Origin of the sequence: Pseudomonas sp. BBP2017 (assembly GCF_003024385.1) — a bacterium.
Lineage (GTDB): Bacteria > Pseudomonadota > Gammaproteobacteria > Pseudomonadales > Pseudomonadaceae > Aquipseudomonas.
In genome coordinates this window covers 1-19,008 of the sequence record NZ_PVZN01000002.1, presented here as the reverse complement: position 1 = coordinate 19,008, position 19,008 = coordinate 1, and the positions used below count along the sequence as shown (strand labels likewise).

Sequence of the window (19,008 nt, the reverse complement as noted above, 5' to 3'; positions counted from 1 at the left end):
TGCCAGCCCGGTCGATCCTGCGCATGCTATGCCTCACTCCAGCCATAGAATGACACCCAGCCGGCATGCGTCTGTTTCTCTGCGAAAAGCCCTCCCAGGCCAAGGACATCGCCAAGGTCCTCGGCGCCAACCGCCGCGGCGATGGCTGCTGGGTGGGCACGGACGTCACGGTCACCTGGTGCATCGGCCACTTGCTCGAAACCGCCCCGCCCGACAGCTACGACGCCCGTTACAAACGTTGGGTACTGACTGACCTGCCGATCATCCCGAGCCAATGGAAGATGCTGGTCAAGCCGAAAACCGCCAGTCAGTTCAAGGCGGTCAAACGACTGCTCGGCGAGGCCCGGGAGCTGGTGATCGCCACCGACGCCGACCGCGAGGGCGAGATGATCGCCCGTGAACTGGTCGAACACTGCCGCTACCGCGGACCGATCCGCCGCCTGTGGCTGTCAGCTCTGGACGACGCCTCGATCCGCAAAGCCCTGGCTGCGCTCAAGCCTGGCAGCGAAACCTTCAGCTTGTATCACTCGGCGCTGGGCCGCTCGCGCGCCGACTGGTTGATCGGCATGAACATGAGCCGCCTGTTCACCCTGCTCGGACGCCAGTCCGGCTATCAGGGCGTGCTGCCGGTAGGTCGGGTACAAACCCCTACCCTGCGGCTGGTAGTGGACCGCGACCGCAGCATCGCCGACTTCGTGCCGGTGGCGTTCTGGGCCATCGATGTTTTGCTCGACAGTGCCGGCACCCGCTTCACTGCACAATGGCGCGCCGCCGAAGACACCTGCGACGATCAGGGCCGCTGCCTCAATCAAGCCCTGGCCCAGCAGGCCGCCGCAGCTATCAGCAACGCTGCCAGCGCACATGTGGTCAAGGTGGCCACCGAGCGGGTGCGTGAAGCTGCGCCCCTGCCCTTCGACCTTGGCACCTTGCAGGAACTGTGCTCGAAAAAGCTCGGCCTCGGTGCCCAGGAAACCCTCGACATCGCCCAGGCGTTGTATGAAACCCACAAGCTGATCACTTACCCGCGTAGCGACTGCGGTTACCTGCCGCTGAGTCAGCACGCCGAGGCAGCAGCCATCCTTGACGCGTTGCTGCGTGCCGACTCCAGCCTTGCACCGCTGCAGGGGCATCTTCAGGCCCAGCGCCGTTCACGGGCCTGGAACGATGCCAAGGTCAGCGCCCACCACGGCATCATCCCCACCGCAGCGGCCAGCGACCCTTCGCGCTTACCACCCAAATACAAGGCGGTCTACACCCTGATTCGCGCCCGCTACCTGGCGCAGTTCCTGCCCAACCACGAATACGACCGCACCCAGGCCGACTTCGACTGCGCCGGCCAGGCCTTGCGCGCCGTGGGCAAACAAATTGTCGAACCAGGCTGGCGCCGCGCCCTGCCTGAAGCCCTGACCCCGGCCAAAGGTCGTGAAGCCCCGGTCGCGCAAGTACTGCCAGCCTTGCAGCAAGGGCAGGATTGCGCCGTGGCCGAAGTCAATCTCAAGGACCTGTGGACCCAGCCACCCAAGCCCTTCACCGAAGGCGACCTGATCAAGGCCATGAAAAACGTCGCCAAGCTGGTGGACGACCCGCGCCTGAAGCAGAAGCTCAAGGACACCACCGGCATCGGCACTGAAGCGACCCGCGCCGGGATTATCCAGGGCCTGCTTGACCGTGGTTACCTGGTCAAGCAGGGCAAGGCGCTGAGTGCCACGCCAGCGGCCTTCAGCCTGATTGACGCCGTGCCTCGGGCCATCGCCGATCCGGGCACCACGGCAATCTGGGAACAGGCACTGGACATGGTCCAGAGTGGTGAGATGAGCCTGGAGGAATTTGTCGCCAAGCAGTCGGCATGGATGAGCAAGCAGGTGGAGCGTTGTGCCGGGTTGAACCTGAGCATCAGTGGTCCGGCGCTGCCGCGTACACCGTGGAAGAAGAAGCGCAAGAGTAATGCAGGCGCGGGTAAGCGGGTGCGGGCATCATCGCGGGGCAAGCCCGCCCCCACAGCCCAGCGATAAAGCTATAGGCCTCGCTTCACCGCCTGCAAGGTATAACTCAACGGCAACCGCCAAGGGTCCTTGTCCAGCGACCACTCACCTTGCGCGTTCTTGCTCATCTGCCCCGGTAATGCCTCCCAAGGGATGCTGTCATGCTCCATCAATGCGGTGATCTGCAAGCCATGGCGCAACAAGGCGCTGATGACTTCGCTCAAGCCATGGTTCCATTCATGAGTAATCGTCTGAGTGAGCGCGGTGTCCGTCTCGACATAGGTCTGGTCACTGTCCCAGACCGTCGGGGTTTCACGTTCGAAATAGGGATACTCGATCACCAGCCGATCCTGATGATCTTCGTTCACCGCCAGCAGCATCGGATGCCCCTCGCGCAGGAACAAGCGACCTCCAGGCTTGAGCAACGCCGCTACCGTACGCGCCCAACGTTCGACGCTCGGTAACCAGATCAAAGCGCCGATACCGGTGTAAACCAGATCGAAGCCAGCGGGTGTCAGTACCTGGTCAGCGGCATAGACATCCGACTCAACATAGTCGATCACCTCACCACAGCGTTCGGCCAAGGCCCGAGCCTGGGCCAGCGACTGCGAGGAAAAATCCAGCCCACTCATCTGCGCCCCCAGTCGTGCCAGCGACAGGGTGTCGGTACCGATATGGCACTGCAGATGCACTGCGCGCAAGCCACTGATATCACCCAGGCGCGGCAGGTCGAAGCGTACCACTTCGGACAGGTGCTGCGGATCGGCAATGAACTTGTCCACCTCATAGTCAGTGGACGCCGCATGCAGCAACGCCCGCTCATCCCAGCTGCGGCGGTTGAGTTCCAGTGAGTCGCTCATCATCAGCCATCCTTTGGCAAACACTCGAGCGCTCGACTATAGCCTGCTCAAAGCGCCAGACTCAAACTGACCATCAAATTGCGCGGCTCGCCCGGCAGGTTCCACACCGCGTTGTAGCCGCGCTCGTAGTATTTGCGGTCGAACAGGTTGTTGAGGTTCAGGCCGACGGTGGCATGCTCGCTGACCTTGTAGTGAGCCAGCAGGTCGAGCGTGCTGTAGCCCGGCAGACGAAAACTGCTGCCGGCCTGGCCGGAGCGATCACCCACATAGTTGGCCGCCGCTCCGATATCCGATCCCTGCAACAAGCCCTGCTGAAACTCATACACCGCCATCAGGCTACCGCCGTGCCGGGGTATACCGAGCAGATCACTGCCCTCGGGCAGGCTGGCATCGCCCTTGGTCACTTCGGCATCGATATAGGCATAGGCACCGATCAGGCGCACGGCATCGCTCAACTGGCCACTGAACTGCAAGTCGACACCCTGGCTGCGGGCCTTACCGGCAGCAACGCTGTCGCCGAAGGCATCAGTGGTGATGACGTTTTCCTTGTCGATCCGGAACAACGCCAGGGTTGCACCCAAGCGGCTGTCGAACAGATCGAACTTGAACCCGGTTTCATAGCCCAGGCCCTTCTCCGGTTTGTACACCTGACCCTGGGTGCCGATGCTATTGGGCTTGAACGAAGTCGAGGCATTTGCAAACACACCGACTTCAGGGGTGAGCTGATACAACAGCCCTACTCGCGGCGTGGCTACGTCTTTTTCCTGGGTGTTGCTGACCTGGCTGGTGCGGTTCTGTGCAGTCTGCTCGATGTGTTCCAAGCGCACGCCGATCAGGCCGCGCAGGCGCTCGGTGAAACTGATCTGGTCTTGCAGGTTGAGTGCGTAGCTCTGCGTGCGCTCAAAAAAGTCATTGGGCTTGATCAATGCTGGCTTCGGCTTGCCATACACCGGGTTGTAGATGTCCAGGCCGTACTCCGGCGAAGTGGCACTCTGCGGGTACTTCTGGCTGTTGCGGTAGTTCTCATACTCCAAACCGATCAGACTCTGGTGCTGCCAACCGGCGAAGTCGAACTGGCCATGCAGTTCAGCCTGGGTGATGTTGTCGTTCCACTCGAAATCCCGCTCGCGGTAGAAACGGCTGAGGGTGGTGCCGAGCAGACGCTGGGGCTCGGAGCTATTGCCCTTGAGCCGCCCCTGAGTGTAGTGGTTGGCCAGGCGCAGCTTCCAGCTTTCGTTCAGGTAATGCTCCAGAGTCAGGTCCAGGGTCTGGTTGTCATTGCGAATGCGCCCATCGTTGGGTTCTCCAAAGAACGTCGAGCGGCTGACCGGGCCCAGTTCGTCGTTCACCGCCGGGACCCCGCGATCAAACACCGACTCGGTGCGCGAGAACTCGCTGTCGATCGACAACAACGTGTCCGGGCTCACCTGCCAGCTCAGCGACGGACTGACGATACGCCGCTCACTGCCAACGTAATCACGAAAACTGCCGTTATCCTCCACCGCCATATTGACCCGCGACAGCACGCGGCCGTCTTCACTCAGTGGCGTGTTCACATCCAGGCTGCTGCGGTAGCGGTCCCAACTACCGGCGCTGGCCTTGAACTGTGTAAAGAACTCGGCCTGGGGGCGCTTGGTGACTATGTTGACCAGGCCACCCGGATCACCACGCCCGTACAGACTGGCCGCCGGTCCCTTGAGCACTTCGATGCGTTCGATATTCGAGGTATCCGGCGCACTGTAGCTGCCGCGGTTGACGGCAAAGCCGTTCTTGTACAGCTCGCCAGTGGTGAAGCCGCGCACGCTGTAATTGAGGAAGGTCAGGCCACCGAAATTGTTCTGCCGGCTCACCCCGCCAGCGAAATCCAGGGCACGGTCGATGCGGGTGCTGTTGAGGTCTTCAAGCACCTGGTTCGGCACTACGGCGATGCTCTGTGGCGTGTCGCGGATGTCGGTGTCGGTCTTGGTCGCAGTGCTGGAGCGGTTGGCGCGATAACCTTGCACCGGACCTGTGGCGGACTCCTCGAAGTGACGCTCGCTGACTGTAAGGGTATCGAGCAGCACAGGCTCGGTGGCTGCTGCGGGCAGCGCCAACAATGAGGCCGACAGGCCGAGGGATAACCTTCCTAAGGGGTAATTCATGGGGGCTCCTTGATTAATATGTAATAACATAACAACTAATGGAGCCATTTCAAAATGCTTATCGGCCTTGTCACAGGGCAAGCCTCAGGCATGCACCCTGGCCATGGGCGTGCAGCCGGGTGCCTACCAACGCCAGCATGAAGGACGCTGAGGTAAACTGCGGGCGGTAATCGAACACAAGCGAATTCCAGCCCTAAAGTCCTGCTGAGCACACTCCGATAGCAGACCACCCACTGCCGATTGCCCGGCACAGCGTGGTGCTGATAACAATTAAAAGGAGTATTGCCTGCATGTTCGCCGACCTGAAAATTCGCACCGGAATGTTCTGGGTATTGTCGCTGTTCAGCCTGACCCTGCTGTTCTCCACCGTCAGTGCCTGGCGCGCTGCGGTGGGAAGCGATCAGCAAATCACTGAACTGGACCTCACCGCGCGCCAGTCGGACCGATTGAATAACGCCCTGTTGATGGCGATTCGCGCCAGCGCCAATGTTTCCTCCGGCTTTGTCGAACAGAGTGGCGGCCACCACGACAGCGCCAACAAACGCATGGCACTGTCCGCACAGCTGATCGACAATAGCCGTGGCCTGCTCGACGAACTGGTCAGCAATGCCCAGGACCCGGCACTCAGAGCTCTTGCCGTCGACCTGCAAAACACCTTCGGCAAGTACGCCGATGCCGTCGCCGGGCAACGCGAGGCGACTCGCCAGAACGACCTGCAACGCTACTTCATCGCCAACACCGACGCAGGTAACGCCATGGCCCGCATGCAGGCCCTGCGCCAACAACTGGTGGCGACCTTGAACGAGCGCAGCCAGCAGATCATGTTTGAGTCCGAGCGCCGCTTGAGCGCCGCCAAACTGCTGAGCCTGGCACTGGTCGTGGTCACCCTGCTGCTCGCCGTGCTGTGTTGGGGCTTTATCGCCCGCCGCGTGCTGCGCCCGCTGCTCGAAGCCAGCCAGCACTTTCAGCGTTTTGCCAAGGATGATCTGAGCGTGACCGTACAAGTCACTCGCCGCGACGAGATCGGCGAGCTGTTCGCCAACCTTGCCCATATGCAACAAAGCCAGCGCGCCACCTTGAGTCATTTCACTGGCTACGCCACGCAAGTGGCCCAGGCCGCCCAGGTACTGGAGAACATCACCGAACAGAGCACCAACAGCCTGCGCCAGCAGGACCAAGAACTGGAACAGGCCGCCACCGCCGTGACCGAAATGACCACGGCCGTGGAAGAAGTCGCGCGCAATGCCGTCACTACCTCACAAGCGGCCAACGCCTCCAACCAACTGGCCGAACAAAGCCGCCAGCAGGTCAGCGACAACCTCGAGGGCACCCGCGCCATGGCCAGCGAAGTGCAGACCAGCAGCGAGCGCTTGCAGCAACTGGCGGGGCAGATCCGTGACATTGGCCAGGTGCTGGATGTGATCCGCTCGGTGTCTGAGCAAACCAACCTGCTGGCGCTCAATGCCGCCATCGAAGCGGCGCGTGCCGGGGAAGCCGGTCGTGGCTTTGCCGTGGTCGCGGATGAAGTGCGCACCCTCGCCTACCGCACCCAGCAATCGACCCAGGAAATCGAGCAAATGATTGCCGGGGTGCAGCATGGCACCGAGGCGGCGGTGGCTTCGATGCAGGCCAGTACCCAGCGTGCCCAGTCGACCTTGGGCATCACCCAGGCGTCAGGTCAGGTGCTTGAGGGGATCTACAGCGCTATCGGCCAGATCAACGAACGTAATCTGGTGATCGCCAGCGCGGCTGAAGAGCAGGCGCAAGTGGCCCGTGAAGTGGACCGCAACCTGCTGAACATTCGTGAACTGTCGTCACGTTCGGCGAGCGGAGCACAGCAGACGCGGGAGGCCAGCCAGGCGTTGTCGGGGTTGGCTGCGGAGCTGACGGCATTGGTGGCGCGGTTCAGGGTTTGAGCAATCGCGGGGCAAGCCCTCTCCCACAGGTTTTTCAGTATGTCCTGTGGGAGCGGGCTTGCCCCGCGATAAAACCGCCTACACATCCACCAGAATATTGAACCCACCAAAGATCAGCCGCTGCCCGTCAAAGGGCATCGGATTCTTATCAGGTTGCAAACGCGGGTCTTCCATCATCTTCTTCATCCCGGCATCACGCACCTCGCGTGAAGGCCAAAGAACCCAGGAAAACACCACAGTTTCATCCGGCTTGCATTTCACCGCCATCGGAAACGAAGTCACCTTGCCGTCGGGCACATCATCGCCCCAGCACTCGATAACGCGCTGGGCGCCACACTCCTTGAACACCACCGCCGATTCCTCGGCATGCTGCTTGAACTTCTCGCGGTTGGCCGTAGGTACGGCAAGCACAAAACCATCGACATAAGACATGACCTTGACTCCTGCACAGGGATTGAATCGATCAGGTTGATCTGTGCAGTAGTCGATTGACTGCCGGGTGATTCGACAGCCCGGGACGTTGACCGACGAGCGGTCAGAGTCAACAGCTGGGGACGAAGCAACCGGCGATGCCATCTCCTGTATTGAGGCGGGCCCCTGGGCTGCATGAGTGCTAGCTTAATTGAGCAATCAACACCGCATTGCTATAGATCAAGCTGCCATCACTGGCCCGGTGCCCAACCAGATGAAACTGACCGCGCTGCTCCTCGTTGAGGTAAACGCGCAACTTGCAGTCGGCCAGAGGGCCATACCCCTCTGGCATGATCAGGTTTAGCGAGGCCATATCGACGTCAACCATGGCCTCAGACTCGTGGCTGTTCTGCAGGCGCTCTTCGGCCTGCTCCAGGCTGGTATGGTTAGGGCCCAGAATGTCGAAGTGTATGTCTCCGACCGGAGTGGATTTTTGCTCGCCGTTGCGTTTGCACCAGCCCTCGATCGTCAGGGTACTCATGGCGAATCCTCATGATGTAGACCGTTATGATCACCGCTTAAGGTGTTGACCTCGGCGCAGGTTGAATCGTTCCTGATTTTCTCGGTTTGGACAGGCGCTCAGCGTTGTTGTCACTGCCCATCCCATGGGGTTACACCCCAAGAGGCATGCCCGGAGGTAGAGGCCGTATGGTGGGACCAGCTTATGTCTCTGTAGCGGATAGCAAGGTGCTCCTGCGCTTCCTGGTCGTTCAGAAGCCCGAATGGGGCATTTCCAGCCGCTGGTCAACGATCAAGCCATCCCAGATCTTGATGCTGAAATATTTTTCCTGATGGCCGCTCAGGCTCAGGCGATAAAAGTTCAGTGTGCAGTCAACAACCTCACGACTGGCCACCGCTTGCGCTAACAAAGGGGGTCGCCTTATCGATGTACTTGATAATGATCAACGGGTGATGAGTCGCATGTTTGGTGTTGTCGAGATTGGAAAGGTTGTGAGCGAAGGAAAGCACCATGATTTCGTCAAGGTGCGCGGATTGACACTTGTTGGCAATGGAGTCCAGGCCGGAACAGCCAGCGGAGATCAGTCCCTGTTTCTTGCCAGAAATCGACAGATAGCCGTGATGAGCCAAAGTACGTACTCCTTGTAAGTAGAGCACGCAGAGTATTACTTAAGCGCTAGCCGGGTATGTCAGACGTTTCCGAAAAGCATTTCAAAGTTGTTACAAGCAACAAATCTAGGATGGCTGATTTTCGGAAACGTCCGACATACATTTGGCGAAAAAGCTCGTAGCCTGCGTGGTCCTCCTACAGGGAGTACGCAGCATGGCCCGTCACTACTTCGCATCGTTCAACCAAAAGTTCCAGGAACAGCCCTTCGCCCACCTCTTTTCACGGAGGAGTATGTGATGGCGAAGCCGAGCGACAAGCCCAAGCTGAGCATGAATGACTTATGGGAAGTCAGCCATGCCGCAGCGCAGTTTACCGGTTTCGCCTGCACGATCGGTGCGCGGCATCTGCAGGATGATCAAACGCGCATGCAGTTCAATCGCGAACTTGCCTATTACGCGCGACGGGTGGTGCAGGATGTGGAAGAGCGGCGGCTGAGCCCGCAGGAGGGGTTGCGGGAGTTAAAAACGGAGCAGCAGAGTCTGCTCAGTGAGTCGCACCGCATTGTCACCCAAACACTGGGTTTGATCGGAGGGACCGTTCAAGTCGCGACTGGGGCTGGTATTTGCTATGGCTCAGTAGGGACTCTGTGTGCCCCCCTTGGAGCGCCGCTGATAATGCATGGCAGTAATAATGTCTATGAAAATGCACGAAGTCTTTACGAGAGGCGTAGTGATATTGAAGGGCCCGTGCGCAAAGCTTATCAGGGCGTCGCGAAACAGCTTGGCTACAGTGAAGCTGAAGGCAATTTGGCGTACTTAACGGGGGACCTTGCTATGTCTGGCGCTGGTTTGCTACGTCAAGTTTTGAGGCCTGACGCATGGCGACTCTACCGTTATATGAAAACCGATCATGAGCGGGCGTACAAACGAATGAGTAAAAAGGCACTAGCTATGGAGATTTTGCTAGATGCACAGTCCGCGCAACAACTTAATACTGAGCGCAGCAAATGACCGAAACCGAGTTTATCTTACTTGTGCTGTTCAGCATTTGCAGCGTCAGCATTCTAAACTACGGCCTTAACAAAATACCCATGACAGGACCAAGGACAATCATTAGCCTAGCCTATAACGTCTTCATGGGCATAGTGTATCTTGACATCATCAAGCAACGAAAACCAATACTGCTTGAAATTGACCCAAGCAGAACAGATTACTATTTAGCAATCCTGTTTACCTCCGCTGCAATGGTTATTTTTCATTGCTGGGCGTTCCGACCTGATGGATGAGCATGTGTAAATTTCTATGGAGTACATGCGCTGATTTTAAAAGTGATTTTGGAGACACAGCAGTATACCCACCCTATGACAAACAAAAGAAATGAATATCATCGAATTTGCTTTCTTTGTACTCTTGAGCGCCGCCGTTTCCTTGCTACTGAATCGCTACCCCATCAAACCCCAATTTATCCCATGGGGTATGTTTGTCAGCCTCATCTATAACGCCTTGATGATCGCATTTTATCTTGATGCTGTAGAAAACAAAAACCTACTATTCTTTCAATTCGGCCCAAGTACAGTTGAGTACCACCCCGCAATCACTATAGTTTCAATGATTATGGTCCTTTTCCATTGGCGGGCGATCCGAACCAAAGAATAGGTTTCAGCCCGCGCTTGTGAAGAGACGGTAGGAGCTGGCTTTGCCTGCGATGCAAGGCAAAGCTTTGCCAAACCCAGCCACCCCATAGTCGATCTGTAACATCGTTTGGCTGCCCTGCTCTAACGCTTGAATCCCACCCCTAACCCCGTTACCCTCCTCTACGTCGCTGTAAATCCAGCGATCAGGTTTGGTCACCTGCGAGAAATCAAGGCGCACAAGCGCCCCATCCGATTCAGCTGGCGCTTTTTTTGTGTCTGCTGTTTCGTGTTATGGCGGCTGTGCGCGGGGCGCCTTCGTGCGCGCCGGGTTCCTTGATTCCCGGTTGACCAACCTGCGTACAGTCGCCACCCATCGTTTGGTCACGGTTCGTGGCGGCTCCACCAATCAAGGAGCTCCACAATGACAAAAATAGTCCCCGATCCCCCACCCACCACGCAAACCAGCACTACCTTCGGCTCCTGCAACGGTAGCCACGATCCGCTGTTCGCCGTCCGTGCCGGTGTCTCTTCCGAAGACGCCCTGGTCCATGCCTCCGTCCTCCTCAAAAGCGCCTACCAAACCAACGCCCACGCCTGTGACATGGTCAATGAAGAAGTGCGCAGCTTGCTCTGGGCTACGGAGCAATCGCTGGAGATGAGCCTGGCGCTGGTGGAAGCGCTACTGGATGAAGTCGAGGCCCGCTCGGCAACGGCAGCAGTGCTGCGCCGCACGCAGTAGACCGAGCAAGCCTCGGTGAAGTCATAACCGCAGGTTGATTCAGGGCCGCCGATGCGGCCCACACGCACAGGCTATTGCGACAGAAAACTGACCAACTGACGACCATGGGTACTGAGCGACTCCCACCCCTTGATGCACAGCCGCAGCTCAAGCATCGCCCAGCCCTCTTCAAGCAACACCACACGCACCGGTAGTTCTTGTTCCATGCGCCGCGCGGTGGTCTCCGGCAGCATGGCGATGCCGGCACGCTGAGCCACCAGTTGGGCAATGGCTTCAAAGCTCGGCGCACGCACACGGATCTGCAGAGGCATGGCCAGTTTCATCGCCCGCTCTTCGACAAAACGTTGCATGGCCCGCTCGGCCGGCATACCGATGAAGGGGTAACCCAGGGCATCGCGCAGGCGCGTCTGTTCACGCTCGGCCAATGGGTGCCCGGTCGGCACCAGCATCACCAGCCGCTCGCTGCGAAACGGCAACGACAGCACCCCGTCGCTGATGACGCTGCCGTCATACACGCCGATTTCGCATTCGCCAGTGAGCACGGCACGCATGACATCAGCGCTGCGGTATTCAGTCAGTTGCAGATCGACTTCCGGGTAGTCGGCCAGAAACGAGCCAAGCACGGCGGGCAACAGGCTGCTGGTAGTCACGGTGGTGGCGGCCAGACGCAGGGTGATGCGGCGTTGGCCGGCGAGCTCCTTCAGGGTGTCCTGCAGCTTTTGCGCCTCGCCCAATACGCTGCTGGCCGCTTCCAGCACCAGCCGACCGGTCGGGGTGAGTTGCATGCCGCCTGCCGTGCGGGTGAACACGGTAACCCCGCAACGCTCCTCGAACAGGCGCAGGCGGGTACTGGCGGCCGAGACGGCAACCGGGATACTGGCAGCGGCCTTGCTCAGGCTGCCGGAGACGGCAATGGCGCTCAGCAGGCGCAAGTCGGAGAGATCAAAGTGCACTGGTGGTTTCTCTTTTGGCGAAGGCTTCGTTCTGGAAAATGCGATTCTGCGGTGCTTGCCTTCACTTTAGAATAACGCCTGTACCTTCTCCTCTGTCGGGCTGCTGATGAATAAATTACGTGGGTTGTGCCAGCGTTGCGTCGAAAACGGCAGCCTGTTTGCAGTGCTGTCGGCACTCGGTTTCAGCCTCAAGGCGATTTTCGTCAAGTTGTCTTATGCAGCCAGTCAGGTGGATGCGATCACCCTGCTGGCAATGCGCATGGGGTTGTCGTTACCGCTGTTTGCCTGGCTGGTGTGGGCCAGCCGCGGCCCGGCGAATGCGCCCATGACCATTGCCGACGGTGTGCGGGTGATGCTGCTGGGGTTGTTCGGCTATTACCTGGCGAGCCTGTTCGATTTCTACGGGCTGCAGTACATCAGCGCCGGGCTTGAGCGACTGATTCTGTTCACTTACCCGACCCTGGTGCTAGTGTTCCAGGCCATCGCCCTGCGTGAGCGCCCTACCCTGCGCACCTTGGCGGCGATGGGCTTATGCTACCTGGGCCTGGGCATCGCCTTCGTGCATGACGTCAGTGCCAGCGGAATGGGCGGCCAGGTGATGCTGGGCGCGGCGTGGGTGTTCGCCAGTGCGGTGACCTATGCGCTGTATTACTCAGGCACCGGCATGATGCTCAAGCGCATGAGTTCCATGCGCCTGGCCGGGCTTGCGGGCAGCGCGTCGTCATTGATGGTGCTGGCCCACTATCTGCTGACAGCCGATACCCACTTGCTCTGGCAACTGCCCTCTGCGGTATGGGTGTACGCGGCGTTGATGGCGGTGGTTTCTACGGTGTTGCCGATCTATTGGGTGGCGTTGGCGATTCAGCGCATGGGCGCCACCCATACCGCCGCAGTCGGCAATCTGGGGCCGGTGCTGACGGTGCTGGCATCGTGGGCCGTGCTCAGCGAGGAGGTATCGGTGTACCAGATGATCGGGCTGGCCTTGGTGTTGTTCGGGGTTTCGCGGCTGAAGCCGGTGCGGGCGAAGGGTGAGGTGCGGGTGCCTGAACAGGCCGCCTCGGCGGCGCCCAAAACATAGAGGTCATGATCGGGCGAGCAAGCCTGGCTGACCGGGCGTCTACACTGATTGTCCTCAGTCCCGGTTGCGGAGCCCCAAGATGACCAGCAAGAATACGATTTGCCTGTGGTTTGACGGCACGGCGCTGGACGCTGCGACGTTCTACGCCAAGACCTTTGCGGACAGCACAGTGGTGGCCGTCCATTACGCGCCTGGCGACTACCCTTCGGGCAAAAAAGGCGATGTGCTGACGGTGGAGTTCACGGTGATGGGCATCCCCTGCCTGGGGCTCAACGGCGGTCCGATGTTCAAGCACAGCGAGGCGTTTTCGTTTCAGGTTGCCACGGATGACCAGGTTGAAACGGACCGCTTGTGGAATGCGATTGTCGGCAATGACGGCGAGGAAAGTGCCTGTGGCTGGTGCAAGGACAAATGGGGGCTTTCCTGGCAGATCACGCCGCGCGTCCTGACCGCCGCGATAAGCAATCCCGATAGAGCGGCGGCCAAGCGCGCGTTCGAAGCGATGATGGGCATGAGGAAGATCGATGTGGCGGCGATTGAAGCCGCGCTGAAGGGCTGACCTTCATTGCATCGAGCCAGGTAGCATGTCCGGTTCCAACGCTCAACCATCCAGGAAACCGCACATGACATTGACTGTCGAGGGCTTGGTCAGCATCGCCATGACCAACCCGATCAACGCCGAAATCACTTCACGCCTGCCCTCGTTGGGTTTGAACCAATGCATGCTCACTGCCGGCTGCCTGTTCCAGGCGGTATGGAATCATCAGGCGAACCAGCCAGCGGCGTGGGGCATCAAGGATTACGACGTTTTTTACTTCGACAATGACCTGTCCTGGGAGGCTGAGAATGAGGTTATCCAGGTCGCTCAACGGCTGTTCCAGGACCTTGAGGTGAATGTCGAGGTGAAGAATCAGGCCCGCGTTCACCTCTGGTACGCTGAACGATTCGGTCGGCCATACCCCCAGCTTCTGTCAGCCAGAGACGGTGTTGATCGTTACCTGATTGCCGGGACCTGTATCGGGCTGGATGCTCAAACCGGTGAGGTCTATGCACCTTACGGCCTGGCCGACATTGAGCATGGGTTGCTGCGGATCAATCCGAAAAACGCGCAAGCCGATCTGTTCGAGCAAAAGGCGAAAAGCTACCAGGCGCGCTGGCCCTGGCTGAAGATCCTGTCCCCTACATCGCTTGGTCAAGAAAGCCGCTAATCATGGGGGCCAGCCACTCGGTACGTGATGTCACCTGCATATGATCGGTACCGGGCAGCACAACCAGCCGTGCATGCGGCAATAGTCGGAACATTGCCACTGCATGTTCGGGCTGGATAACGTCGGCGTCGCCAACCACCACCAGCGTCGGCGCCGCGATGGTGCCAATCGCATCGCTCGGGATGTCTTTGAAGTCGCGCATGCGTTGGGCTGCTTTGTCGTGCATCAGGCGCAGATTATCAGGATGCGGCGCGACCTTGAGATACTCATCCTTCAGCTCCTGCGGCATGTTTTCCAAGGTGGCGTTGGCGATCGCTTGCCACAACCACGGATAAGCGCCGGCGCGGTTGACCAATGCTGACGCCACCACCAATTTGCGCACGCGTTGCGGGTGTCGAATCGCCACCTGCAAGGCGATGGTACCGCCATTGCTGAAACCGAACAGGTCCGCCCGGTCGATGTGCAGATAGGCCAGCAATGCGGCGGTATCGTCGGCGGACTGCTCGAAGCTGAACGGACGCTCGACGACATCTGCGGTGTGGCCATAACCTTGTTGCTCGAAGGCAATGACCTGGCGCTCGGCGGCAAGCACGGGGAGGATTGCGGCGAATGAGGTGTGGATGGTGTCGCCGCCGCCATGCAGCAGGACTAACGGTGGTTTTGTGCAGTGCGGCGCACCGTGGATTTCGAAATAGAGTTGCAAACCGTTGATGGGGGCGTAGCCGGTTCGAATGGCCTGGCGCATGGCAGAGCACTCCACGGTTGTAGGGGGAACCCGTGTAGGAACTGGCGACAGCCTGCGATTGAGCGTGTAGCGGTCGCAAAGGCTGAGTCCACGGTCCATCTGATACTCTGCGATTATCAGCTTTGCGGCAGATCTGGGCCATCGCCTTGATCGCGCAACGAGTATCCATTCGTGAAAGACGAGCGCGGTGACTAGCGCCGATGAAGAGTTCTACGCCATGACCTTTCAGCAAATCACCCACCCCGACGACCTGGCGGCCAACCTGCAACTGCCGCAGCGCATGCTGGCTGGGGAAACCGAGCGCTATAAAGTGGAGAAACGGGTGCGCCACAAAAACGGTGAGTACATCTGGGTCCGCGCCCGCACTTCGCTGCAGCGCCGCGCCGACGGCGAGCCGGAACACCTGATCAGCGTGTTCGAAGACATCAGTGTCGGGCGCCACGAACACGAACGGCTGCAGGCCCATATCGCCGGGCTCGAAGTCAGGTTGGCGCAACGCGCCTGAATCACTTCACTTCGTTTGGGAGCGTAATGGATGTTGCCAGGTTCCTCATATCTTTCGGCCCGGTCGGTGCGCGTGGCCAAGCTGCGCGGCAAGGTCGGATTGTATTTTGTCGCCGCATTGTCCGTGCTGGCCGGCATGACCGATGCCATTGGCTTCATGGCCACCGGTGATTTTGTCTCGTTCATGAGCGGCAACACCACGCGCCTGGCCGTGTCGCTGGGTGCAGGTGAAGTCGGCCTGGCGCTGCGCATTGGCATGGTGCTACTGGCCTTCGTACTGGGCAACGCCCTCGGCGTGGTGATCGCCCACCTCAGTGGCCGGCGTCCCTGGCCGTTGTTGTCGATCATCGCCGCCCTGCTGGCTCTGGCCGGCCTGTTGCCACTTGCCTGGCAGTTGCTCGCGTTGGTCGCGGGCGTCACCGCCATGGGCATGATCAACGCCGTGGTCGAGGAAGTGAACGGTTTGCCAATCGGCCTGACCTACGTCACCGGCGCGCTGTCGCGCTTTGGTCGTGGACTTGGCCGGACGCTGCTCGGCGAACGCCGGCATGGCTGGCGGGTGCAGCTGATTCCCTGGACCGGGATGTTTGTCGGCGCCATTGCCGGGGTGCTACTGGAGCAGGTCTTCGATCTGGCCGCCCTGCTGTTCAGCGCCCTGCTCGCTGCCGCGCTTGGCGTGATCTCGTTGAAGATCCCCCGGCGCTGGCAGCTCGGGTATATGCCCCGCTAGTTTTTACAGGCAGGTGGCCAATGCCGCCATACGGCGCAGGGCGACGCTGTCGTCCTTCTTGGCGTAGTAGCTGACCGCCGTGTTTGCGCCGTGTGACTGGATATCAGCGAAGGACTCCGCTTCACGGGTGTAGACCGTGAAGCCCCCCTGTTTGCCCGGCTCCAGGTAGCCACTGGCATCGACGCCAAACACGGCTTCATCCTGCCAGCCGAACTGGATGCACTGGGCAACGCGGTCGGCAGGCTTGCTTGAGGTGAAGCTTTTGTTCGGTGCCTGGGTCCGTGCCGCGTCCATGGCCGAAGAGGCACAACCGGCCAACAGTGCTGCAGCGACCATCGCCATTACTACCCGCATGACACACCCTCGTCGAAAAAAAGCCGACTGTATCATTGCCGGGCGGCCAACACCCGTGCCTCATCACGCGACGATCATAAAGTGCGCAGTCCTCTGTGAGCCATCAGTCCTGCTTGCCGATGGCATTCAACACCCGCAGCACCAAAGCACATCCTTGACGGGTGTACGGATCTCGCAGCATTGACAGCAAGCCATACAGGCTGGGGGGGTCAGGTTGTTCGCGGGTCTGGGCCTTGGCCAGGCGTACGGCATTGCCAAGGTTCCAGGACAGCGCCGTGGCGTGCTCGAACTGCACCGACAGCTTTTCAACCATTGCGGCATCGAGCAGATCGACCAGATCCGACAGCAACGATGCCAGGTCGACCAGGTTGTCCAGACGGCCACCATCAAGCAACGGTTGCAGTTTGTTCAAGAAGGCCTCAAGGCCCGGGTTTTCGCCCAGCAGGGCGAGCGTATCGGTCACTTCCATGTCAGTCAGCTCCTCCCGGGGGCGGGTTACAGCATGCCGCGAGCAACGGCCCAGTACAGGCCACGGTTGAATCCATTCCTGAGCAGACCACCGAGCTTGGTCGGCGGTGTCGGCAACACATCGTGGCGGTAATCGTAGGTCAATGGCATGCCGGCGTTCAGGCCCATCTGCGCAGCGGCCTGCACCTTGCCGTCATACACCGCCACCGTTGTTCCCAGCCGAATTTCGCCGGCAATGTTGTCTGCAATCACCGGTGCCTGGTTGTGGCAGGCACCGCCAGCTTTGCTCACGGGCAGATCAACGGTGTCGCCAATCACATACACCCCTTCCAGACCGTAAACCTGCAAGGTCTCATGGTTGGTCGGCAGCCAGCCTTCCTGGTTCGCGGCCTGCGATGCGCCGCTTTCCAGTACTGCATCCACCGCGCGGATCGGTGGCGTGGCCATAAGGATGTCGTAGGGCTGGGCATCGCCTTCTTGCGAGTAAGCGATGCGCTGGTCAGGGTCAACCTTGCCGAGGGTGAAGCCGCGCTGAAACTGAATGTTCTTCTGGGCAAATATGCCAGGCAGGATCTCGCCGGTGGGGCGCTGCAAGAACAGGCAATTGCGCAACAGCTGCGCGGTGGTAGGGTAGGTATAGATGATCTCGACCTTGTCACGCACCCCACGCCGACGCAGGTAGTCATCGAGCATCAGCGTGGTTTCCACCGGTGCGATACCGCACTGATGGGGCACATTGGGGGTTTGCGGAAAGGACACGGTAATGAAGATCCGCCCCTTTTCGATACGGGCCAGACGTTGCGCCAGCAGACGCGCCGGCTCGTACTGGTAAAAATGATCACCGCCCTGCTGCAGCCCTTCGATACGCTCGGGTGCCGGTACGCAACCGGTGGCGATTACCACAAAGTCATAGCCGAAGCGCTTGCCGGAACGCGTGTGCAGAGTTTGCCCGGCGAAGTCGAAGCGGGTGACCTCCTGCACCTGAAAGTCGATTTCCGGACGCAACAACGAACGTTCGGGGCGCTTCAATTCTTCCTTGAAGAACTGGTTGAAGGCCACGTACATGAAGGCTGGTTTGTAGTAATGATCAGGCGAATTGGACAGCAGTGTGATACGCACCTGATCGCGCAGAATCTCCGGATAGAGTTTGCCGACCAGTTGATTGGCGAGCATGGTGCCGCCAACCCCGCCTCCGACGATGAGAATATGGTTTGCCATACGCACGCTTCCTTGCGAACAAAGCCCTGCCGCTTCGAGGGCTATAGTTGGAGAAGCTGCGGTGATATGCCAATAACCCTTGGCTATATAGGTTAATTCGTTTTCCTTGAACTTCGCCGAAGATGACCTCTGATACCGTATCAGAGGACTAATAAAGGCCACATTGCATGTGCGGAAGACTCAGCCAGTACCGTGGTATTCACGATTTCGTCGACGCCCTGAGCATGCCCGGCGCCCTGGCCAATGAAGTCGGCGATCAGCCTTTGGCGCACTACAATGTTGCCCCCAGCACCAACGTCGCCGTCCTTTCCGCGCACCGCGCCCATTGGTTGCGTTGGGGTTGGCGCCCGCACTGGGCCCATGACCGGGCCGCGCCGATCAATGCACGGGTGGAGAAAGTCGCGCATTCACCGTTTTTCCGGGCAATTTGGGGACACCGCTTGGTCGTACCGATTGATGGCTGGTTCGAGTGGGTCGATGAAGGGGAGGCCAAAAAACAGCCCTACTACATTCATCGACAGGATGGCCTGCCGGCGTTCTGCGCGGGCATTGGCCAATGGGATGTGGCCGAGGACGACGGTTTTTTCATCATCACCGCCGACAGTGTCGGTGGCATGGTTGATATCCATGACCGTCGCCCGGTCGTGCTGGCACCTGCTTTAGCCAGGGACTGGTTGAATCCTGAATGTGACAAAGCCCAGGCCGAACAGATGCTGCTCAACCTGGGTGAGTCGGCCGAGTCGTTTGCCTGGTATCGGGTGGATAAGGCGGTAGGTAATGTACGCAACCAGGGTGCCGAGTTGCTCAACCCTGTGGGAGCAACTGTCTTCACCATGCTATTCGTCACCGCCATTCGGTACCGTCGCGTAGCATGGCGTTCAGCCTGATCAGCAGTATCCGCATGCAGGCAATGAGCGCGACTTTCGCGCTCTTGCCTCG

21 protein-coding genes and 2 pseudogenes are annotated in these 19,008 nt (G+C 59.5%); 12 read left to right on the top strand and 11 right to left on the bottom strand.

Going from position 1 to position 19,008, the window contains the following annotated elements; translation table 11 throughout:
• The first annotated feature begins 65 nt into the window (after window positions 1-65).
• Window positions 66-2,012: a DNA topoisomerase III gene (locus C6382_RS02885; RefSeq protein WP_107023045.1), complete on the top strand. Its 1,947-nt coding sequence runs from the start codon at window positions 66-68 to the stop codon at window positions 2,010-2,012.
• Window positions 2,013-2,014: 2 nt separating this feature from the next.
• On the opposite strand, the gene C6382_RS02880 is transcribed toward C6382_RS02885, so the two are convergent.
• Window positions 2,015-2,842 carry a bifunctional 2-polyprenyl-6-hydroxyphenol methylase/3-demethylubiquinol 3-O-methyltransferase UbiG gene (locus tag C6382_RS02880; protein ID WP_107023502.1) on the bottom strand — a complete coding sequence of 276 codons (828 nt, stop codon included), beginning with the start codon at window positions 2,840-2,842 and terminating at the stop codon, window positions 2,015-2,017.
• Window positions 2,843-2,889: 47 nt separating this feature from the next.
• A complete protein-coding gene (locus tag C6382_RS02875; protein WP_107023044.1) occupies window positions 2,890-4,983 on the bottom strand; it encodes a TonB-dependent siderophore receptor in 2,094 nt (697 codons plus the stop codon).
• A 290-nt stretch (window positions 4,984-5,273) separates the two neighbouring features.
• Between C6382_RS02875 and C6382_RS02870 the strand changes: the two genes are divergently transcribed.
• A complete protein-coding gene (locus tag C6382_RS02870) occupies window positions 5,274-6,899 on the top strand; it encodes a methyl-accepting chemotaxis protein (RefSeq protein WP_107023043.1) in 1,626 nt (541 codons plus the stop codon).
• A 78-nt stretch (window positions 6,900-6,977) separates the two neighbouring features.
• Here C6382_RS02870 and C6382_RS02865 read toward each other — a convergent pair whose 3' ends face one another.
• From C6382_RS02865 to C6382_RS02855, 3 genes and pseudogenes are all read right to left on the bottom strand, one after another.
• Window positions 6,978-7,331 carry a DUF1428 domain-containing protein gene (locus C6382_RS02865; RefSeq protein WP_107023042.1) on the bottom strand — a complete coding sequence of 118 codons (354 nt, stop codon included), beginning with the start codon at window positions 7,329-7,331 and terminating at the stop codon, window positions 6,978-6,980.
• 181 nt (window positions 7,332-7,512) lie between these two features.
• Window positions 7,513-7,851, bottom strand: a complete 339-nt coding sequence (locus tag C6382_RS02860) for a hypothetical protein (RefSeq protein WP_107023041.1) — start codon at window positions 7,849-7,851, stop codon at window positions 7,513-7,515.
• A gap of 110 nt (window positions 7,852-7,961) precedes the next feature.
• A pseudogene (locus tag C6382_RS02855) lies at window positions 7,962-8,459 on the bottom strand (Hcp family type VI secretion system effector).
• Between the two features lie 276 nt (window positions 8,460-8,735).
• Here C6382_RS02855 and C6382_RS02850 point away from each other — a divergent pair.
• From C6382_RS02850 to C6382_RS02830, 4 genes are all read left to right on the top strand, one after another.
• Window positions 8,736-9,449: a DUF4225 domain-containing protein gene (locus C6382_RS02850; RefSeq protein WP_107023040.1), complete on the top strand. Its 714-nt coding sequence runs from the start codon at window positions 8,736-8,738 to the stop codon at window positions 9,447-9,449.
• Complete coding sequence (locus tag C6382_RS02845; RefSeq protein WP_107023039.1) at window positions 9,446-9,724, top strand: hypothetical protein; 279 nt, start codon at window positions 9,446-9,448, stop codon at window positions 9,722-9,724. Before C6382_RS02850 ends, C6382_RS02845 begins: the two co-directional genes overlap by 4 nt.
• Before the next feature lie 91 nt (window positions 9,725-9,815).
• Entirely contained in the window at window positions 9,816-10,094 is a 279-nt protein-coding gene (locus C6382_RS02840; protein WP_107023038.1) for a hypothetical protein, read from the top strand.
• 399 nt (window positions 10,095-10,493) lie between these two features.
• Window positions 10,494-10,811 carry a DUF6124 family protein gene (locus C6382_RS02830; RefSeq protein ID WP_107023036.1) on the top strand — a complete coding sequence of 106 codons (318 nt, stop codon included), beginning with the start codon at window positions 10,494-10,496 and terminating at the stop codon, window positions 10,809-10,811.
• Window positions 10,812-10,882: 71 nt separating this feature from the next.
• Here C6382_RS02830 and C6382_RS02825 read toward each other — a convergent pair whose 3' ends face one another.
• On the bottom strand, window positions 10,883-11,764 hold the full coding sequence (locus C6382_RS02825; protein ID WP_107023035.1) for a LysR family transcriptional regulator: 882 nt from the start codon (window positions 11,762-11,764) through the stop codon (window positions 10,883-10,885).
• A 106-nt stretch (window positions 11,765-11,870) separates the two neighbouring features.
• Between C6382_RS02825 and C6382_RS02820 the strand changes: the two genes are divergently transcribed.
• The 3 genes from C6382_RS02820 to C6382_RS02810 all read left to right on the top strand — a co-directional run bounded on the left by C6382_RS02820 (window position 11,871) and on the right by C6382_RS02810 (window position 14,050).
• Entirely contained in the window at window positions 11,871-12,842 is a 972-nt protein-coding gene (locus tag C6382_RS02820) for a DMT family transporter (protein WP_107023034.1), read from the top strand.
• 79 nt (window positions 12,843-12,921) lie between these two features.
• Window positions 12,922-13,401 carry a VOC family protein gene (locus C6382_RS02815; RefSeq protein ID WP_107023033.1) on the top strand — a complete coding sequence of 160 codons (480 nt, stop codon included), beginning with the start codon at window positions 12,922-12,924 and terminating at the stop codon, window positions 13,399-13,401.
• A gap of 64 nt (window positions 13,402-13,465) precedes the next feature.
• On the top strand, window positions 13,466-14,050 hold the full coding sequence (locus tag C6382_RS02810; protein ID WP_107023032.1) for a nucleotidyltransferase family protein: 585 nt from the start codon (window positions 13,466-13,468) through the stop codon (window positions 14,048-14,050).
• On the opposite strand, the gene C6382_RS02805 is transcribed toward C6382_RS02810, so the two are convergent.
• The gene (locus C6382_RS02805; protein ID WP_107023031.1) at window positions 14,022-14,795 is read right to left on the bottom strand and encodes an alpha/beta fold hydrolase; all 774 of its coding nucleotides are present in this window, start codon (window positions 14,793-14,795) and stop codon (window positions 14,022-14,024) included. The two genes, C6382_RS02810 and C6382_RS02805, sit on opposite strands and share 29 nt — an antisense overlap.
• Before the next feature lie 217 nt (window positions 14,796-15,012).
• On the opposite strand from C6382_RS02805, the gene C6382_RS02800 reads away from it, so the two are divergent.
• Together C6382_RS02800 and C6382_RS02795 are read left to right on the top strand one after the other, a co-directional pair.
• Window positions 15,013-15,300 carry a PAS domain-containing protein gene (locus C6382_RS02800; protein WP_256588996.1) on the top strand — a complete coding sequence of 96 codons (288 nt, stop codon included), beginning with the start codon at window positions 15,013-15,015 and terminating at the stop codon, window positions 15,298-15,300.
• 30 nt (window positions 15,301-15,330) lie between these two features.
• On the top strand, window positions 15,331-16,029 hold the full coding sequence (locus tag C6382_RS02795) for a YoaK family protein (protein ID WP_107023030.1): 699 nt from the start codon (window positions 15,331-15,333) through the stop codon (window positions 16,027-16,029).
• Window positions 16,030-16,032: 3 nt separating this feature from the next.
• On the opposite strand, the gene C6382_RS02790 is transcribed toward C6382_RS02795, so the two are convergent.
• The 3 genes from C6382_RS02790 to C6382_RS02780 all read right to left on the bottom strand — a co-directional run bounded on the left by C6382_RS02790 (window position 16,033) and on the right by C6382_RS02780 (window position 18,069).
• Window positions 16,033-16,383 carry a hypothetical protein gene (locus C6382_RS02790; protein ID WP_107023029.1) on the bottom strand — a complete coding sequence of 117 codons (351 nt, stop codon included), beginning with the start codon at window positions 16,381-16,383 and terminating at the stop codon, window positions 16,033-16,035.
• 103 nt (window positions 16,384-16,486) lie between these two features.
• On the bottom strand, window positions 16,487-16,852 hold the full coding sequence (locus C6382_RS02785) for a DUF1641 domain-containing protein (protein WP_107023028.1): 366 nt from the start codon (window positions 16,850-16,852) through the stop codon (window positions 16,487-16,489).
• A 26-nt stretch (window positions 16,853-16,878) separates the two neighbouring features.
• Window positions 16,879-18,069, bottom strand: a complete 1,191-nt coding sequence (locus C6382_RS02780) for an FAD/NAD(P)-binding oxidoreductase (RefSeq protein WP_107023027.1) — start codon at window positions 18,067-18,069, stop codon at window positions 16,879-16,881.
• A 167-nt stretch (window positions 18,070-18,236) separates the two neighbouring features.
• Between C6382_RS02780 and C6382_RS02775 the strand changes: the two genes are divergently transcribed.
• On the top strand, window positions 18,237-18,956 hold the full coding sequence (locus tag C6382_RS02775; RefSeq protein ID WP_107023026.1) for an SOS response-associated peptidase: 720 nt from the start codon (window positions 18,237-18,239) through the stop codon (window positions 18,954-18,956).
• On the opposite strand, the pseudogene C6382_RS24260 reads toward C6382_RS02775, so the two are convergent.
• Window positions 18,913-19,008, bottom strand: a pseudogene (locus C6382_RS24260) (IS110 family transposase); the annotation flags it as partial. The gene C6382_RS02775 and the pseudogene C6382_RS24260 overlap by 44 nt on opposite strands.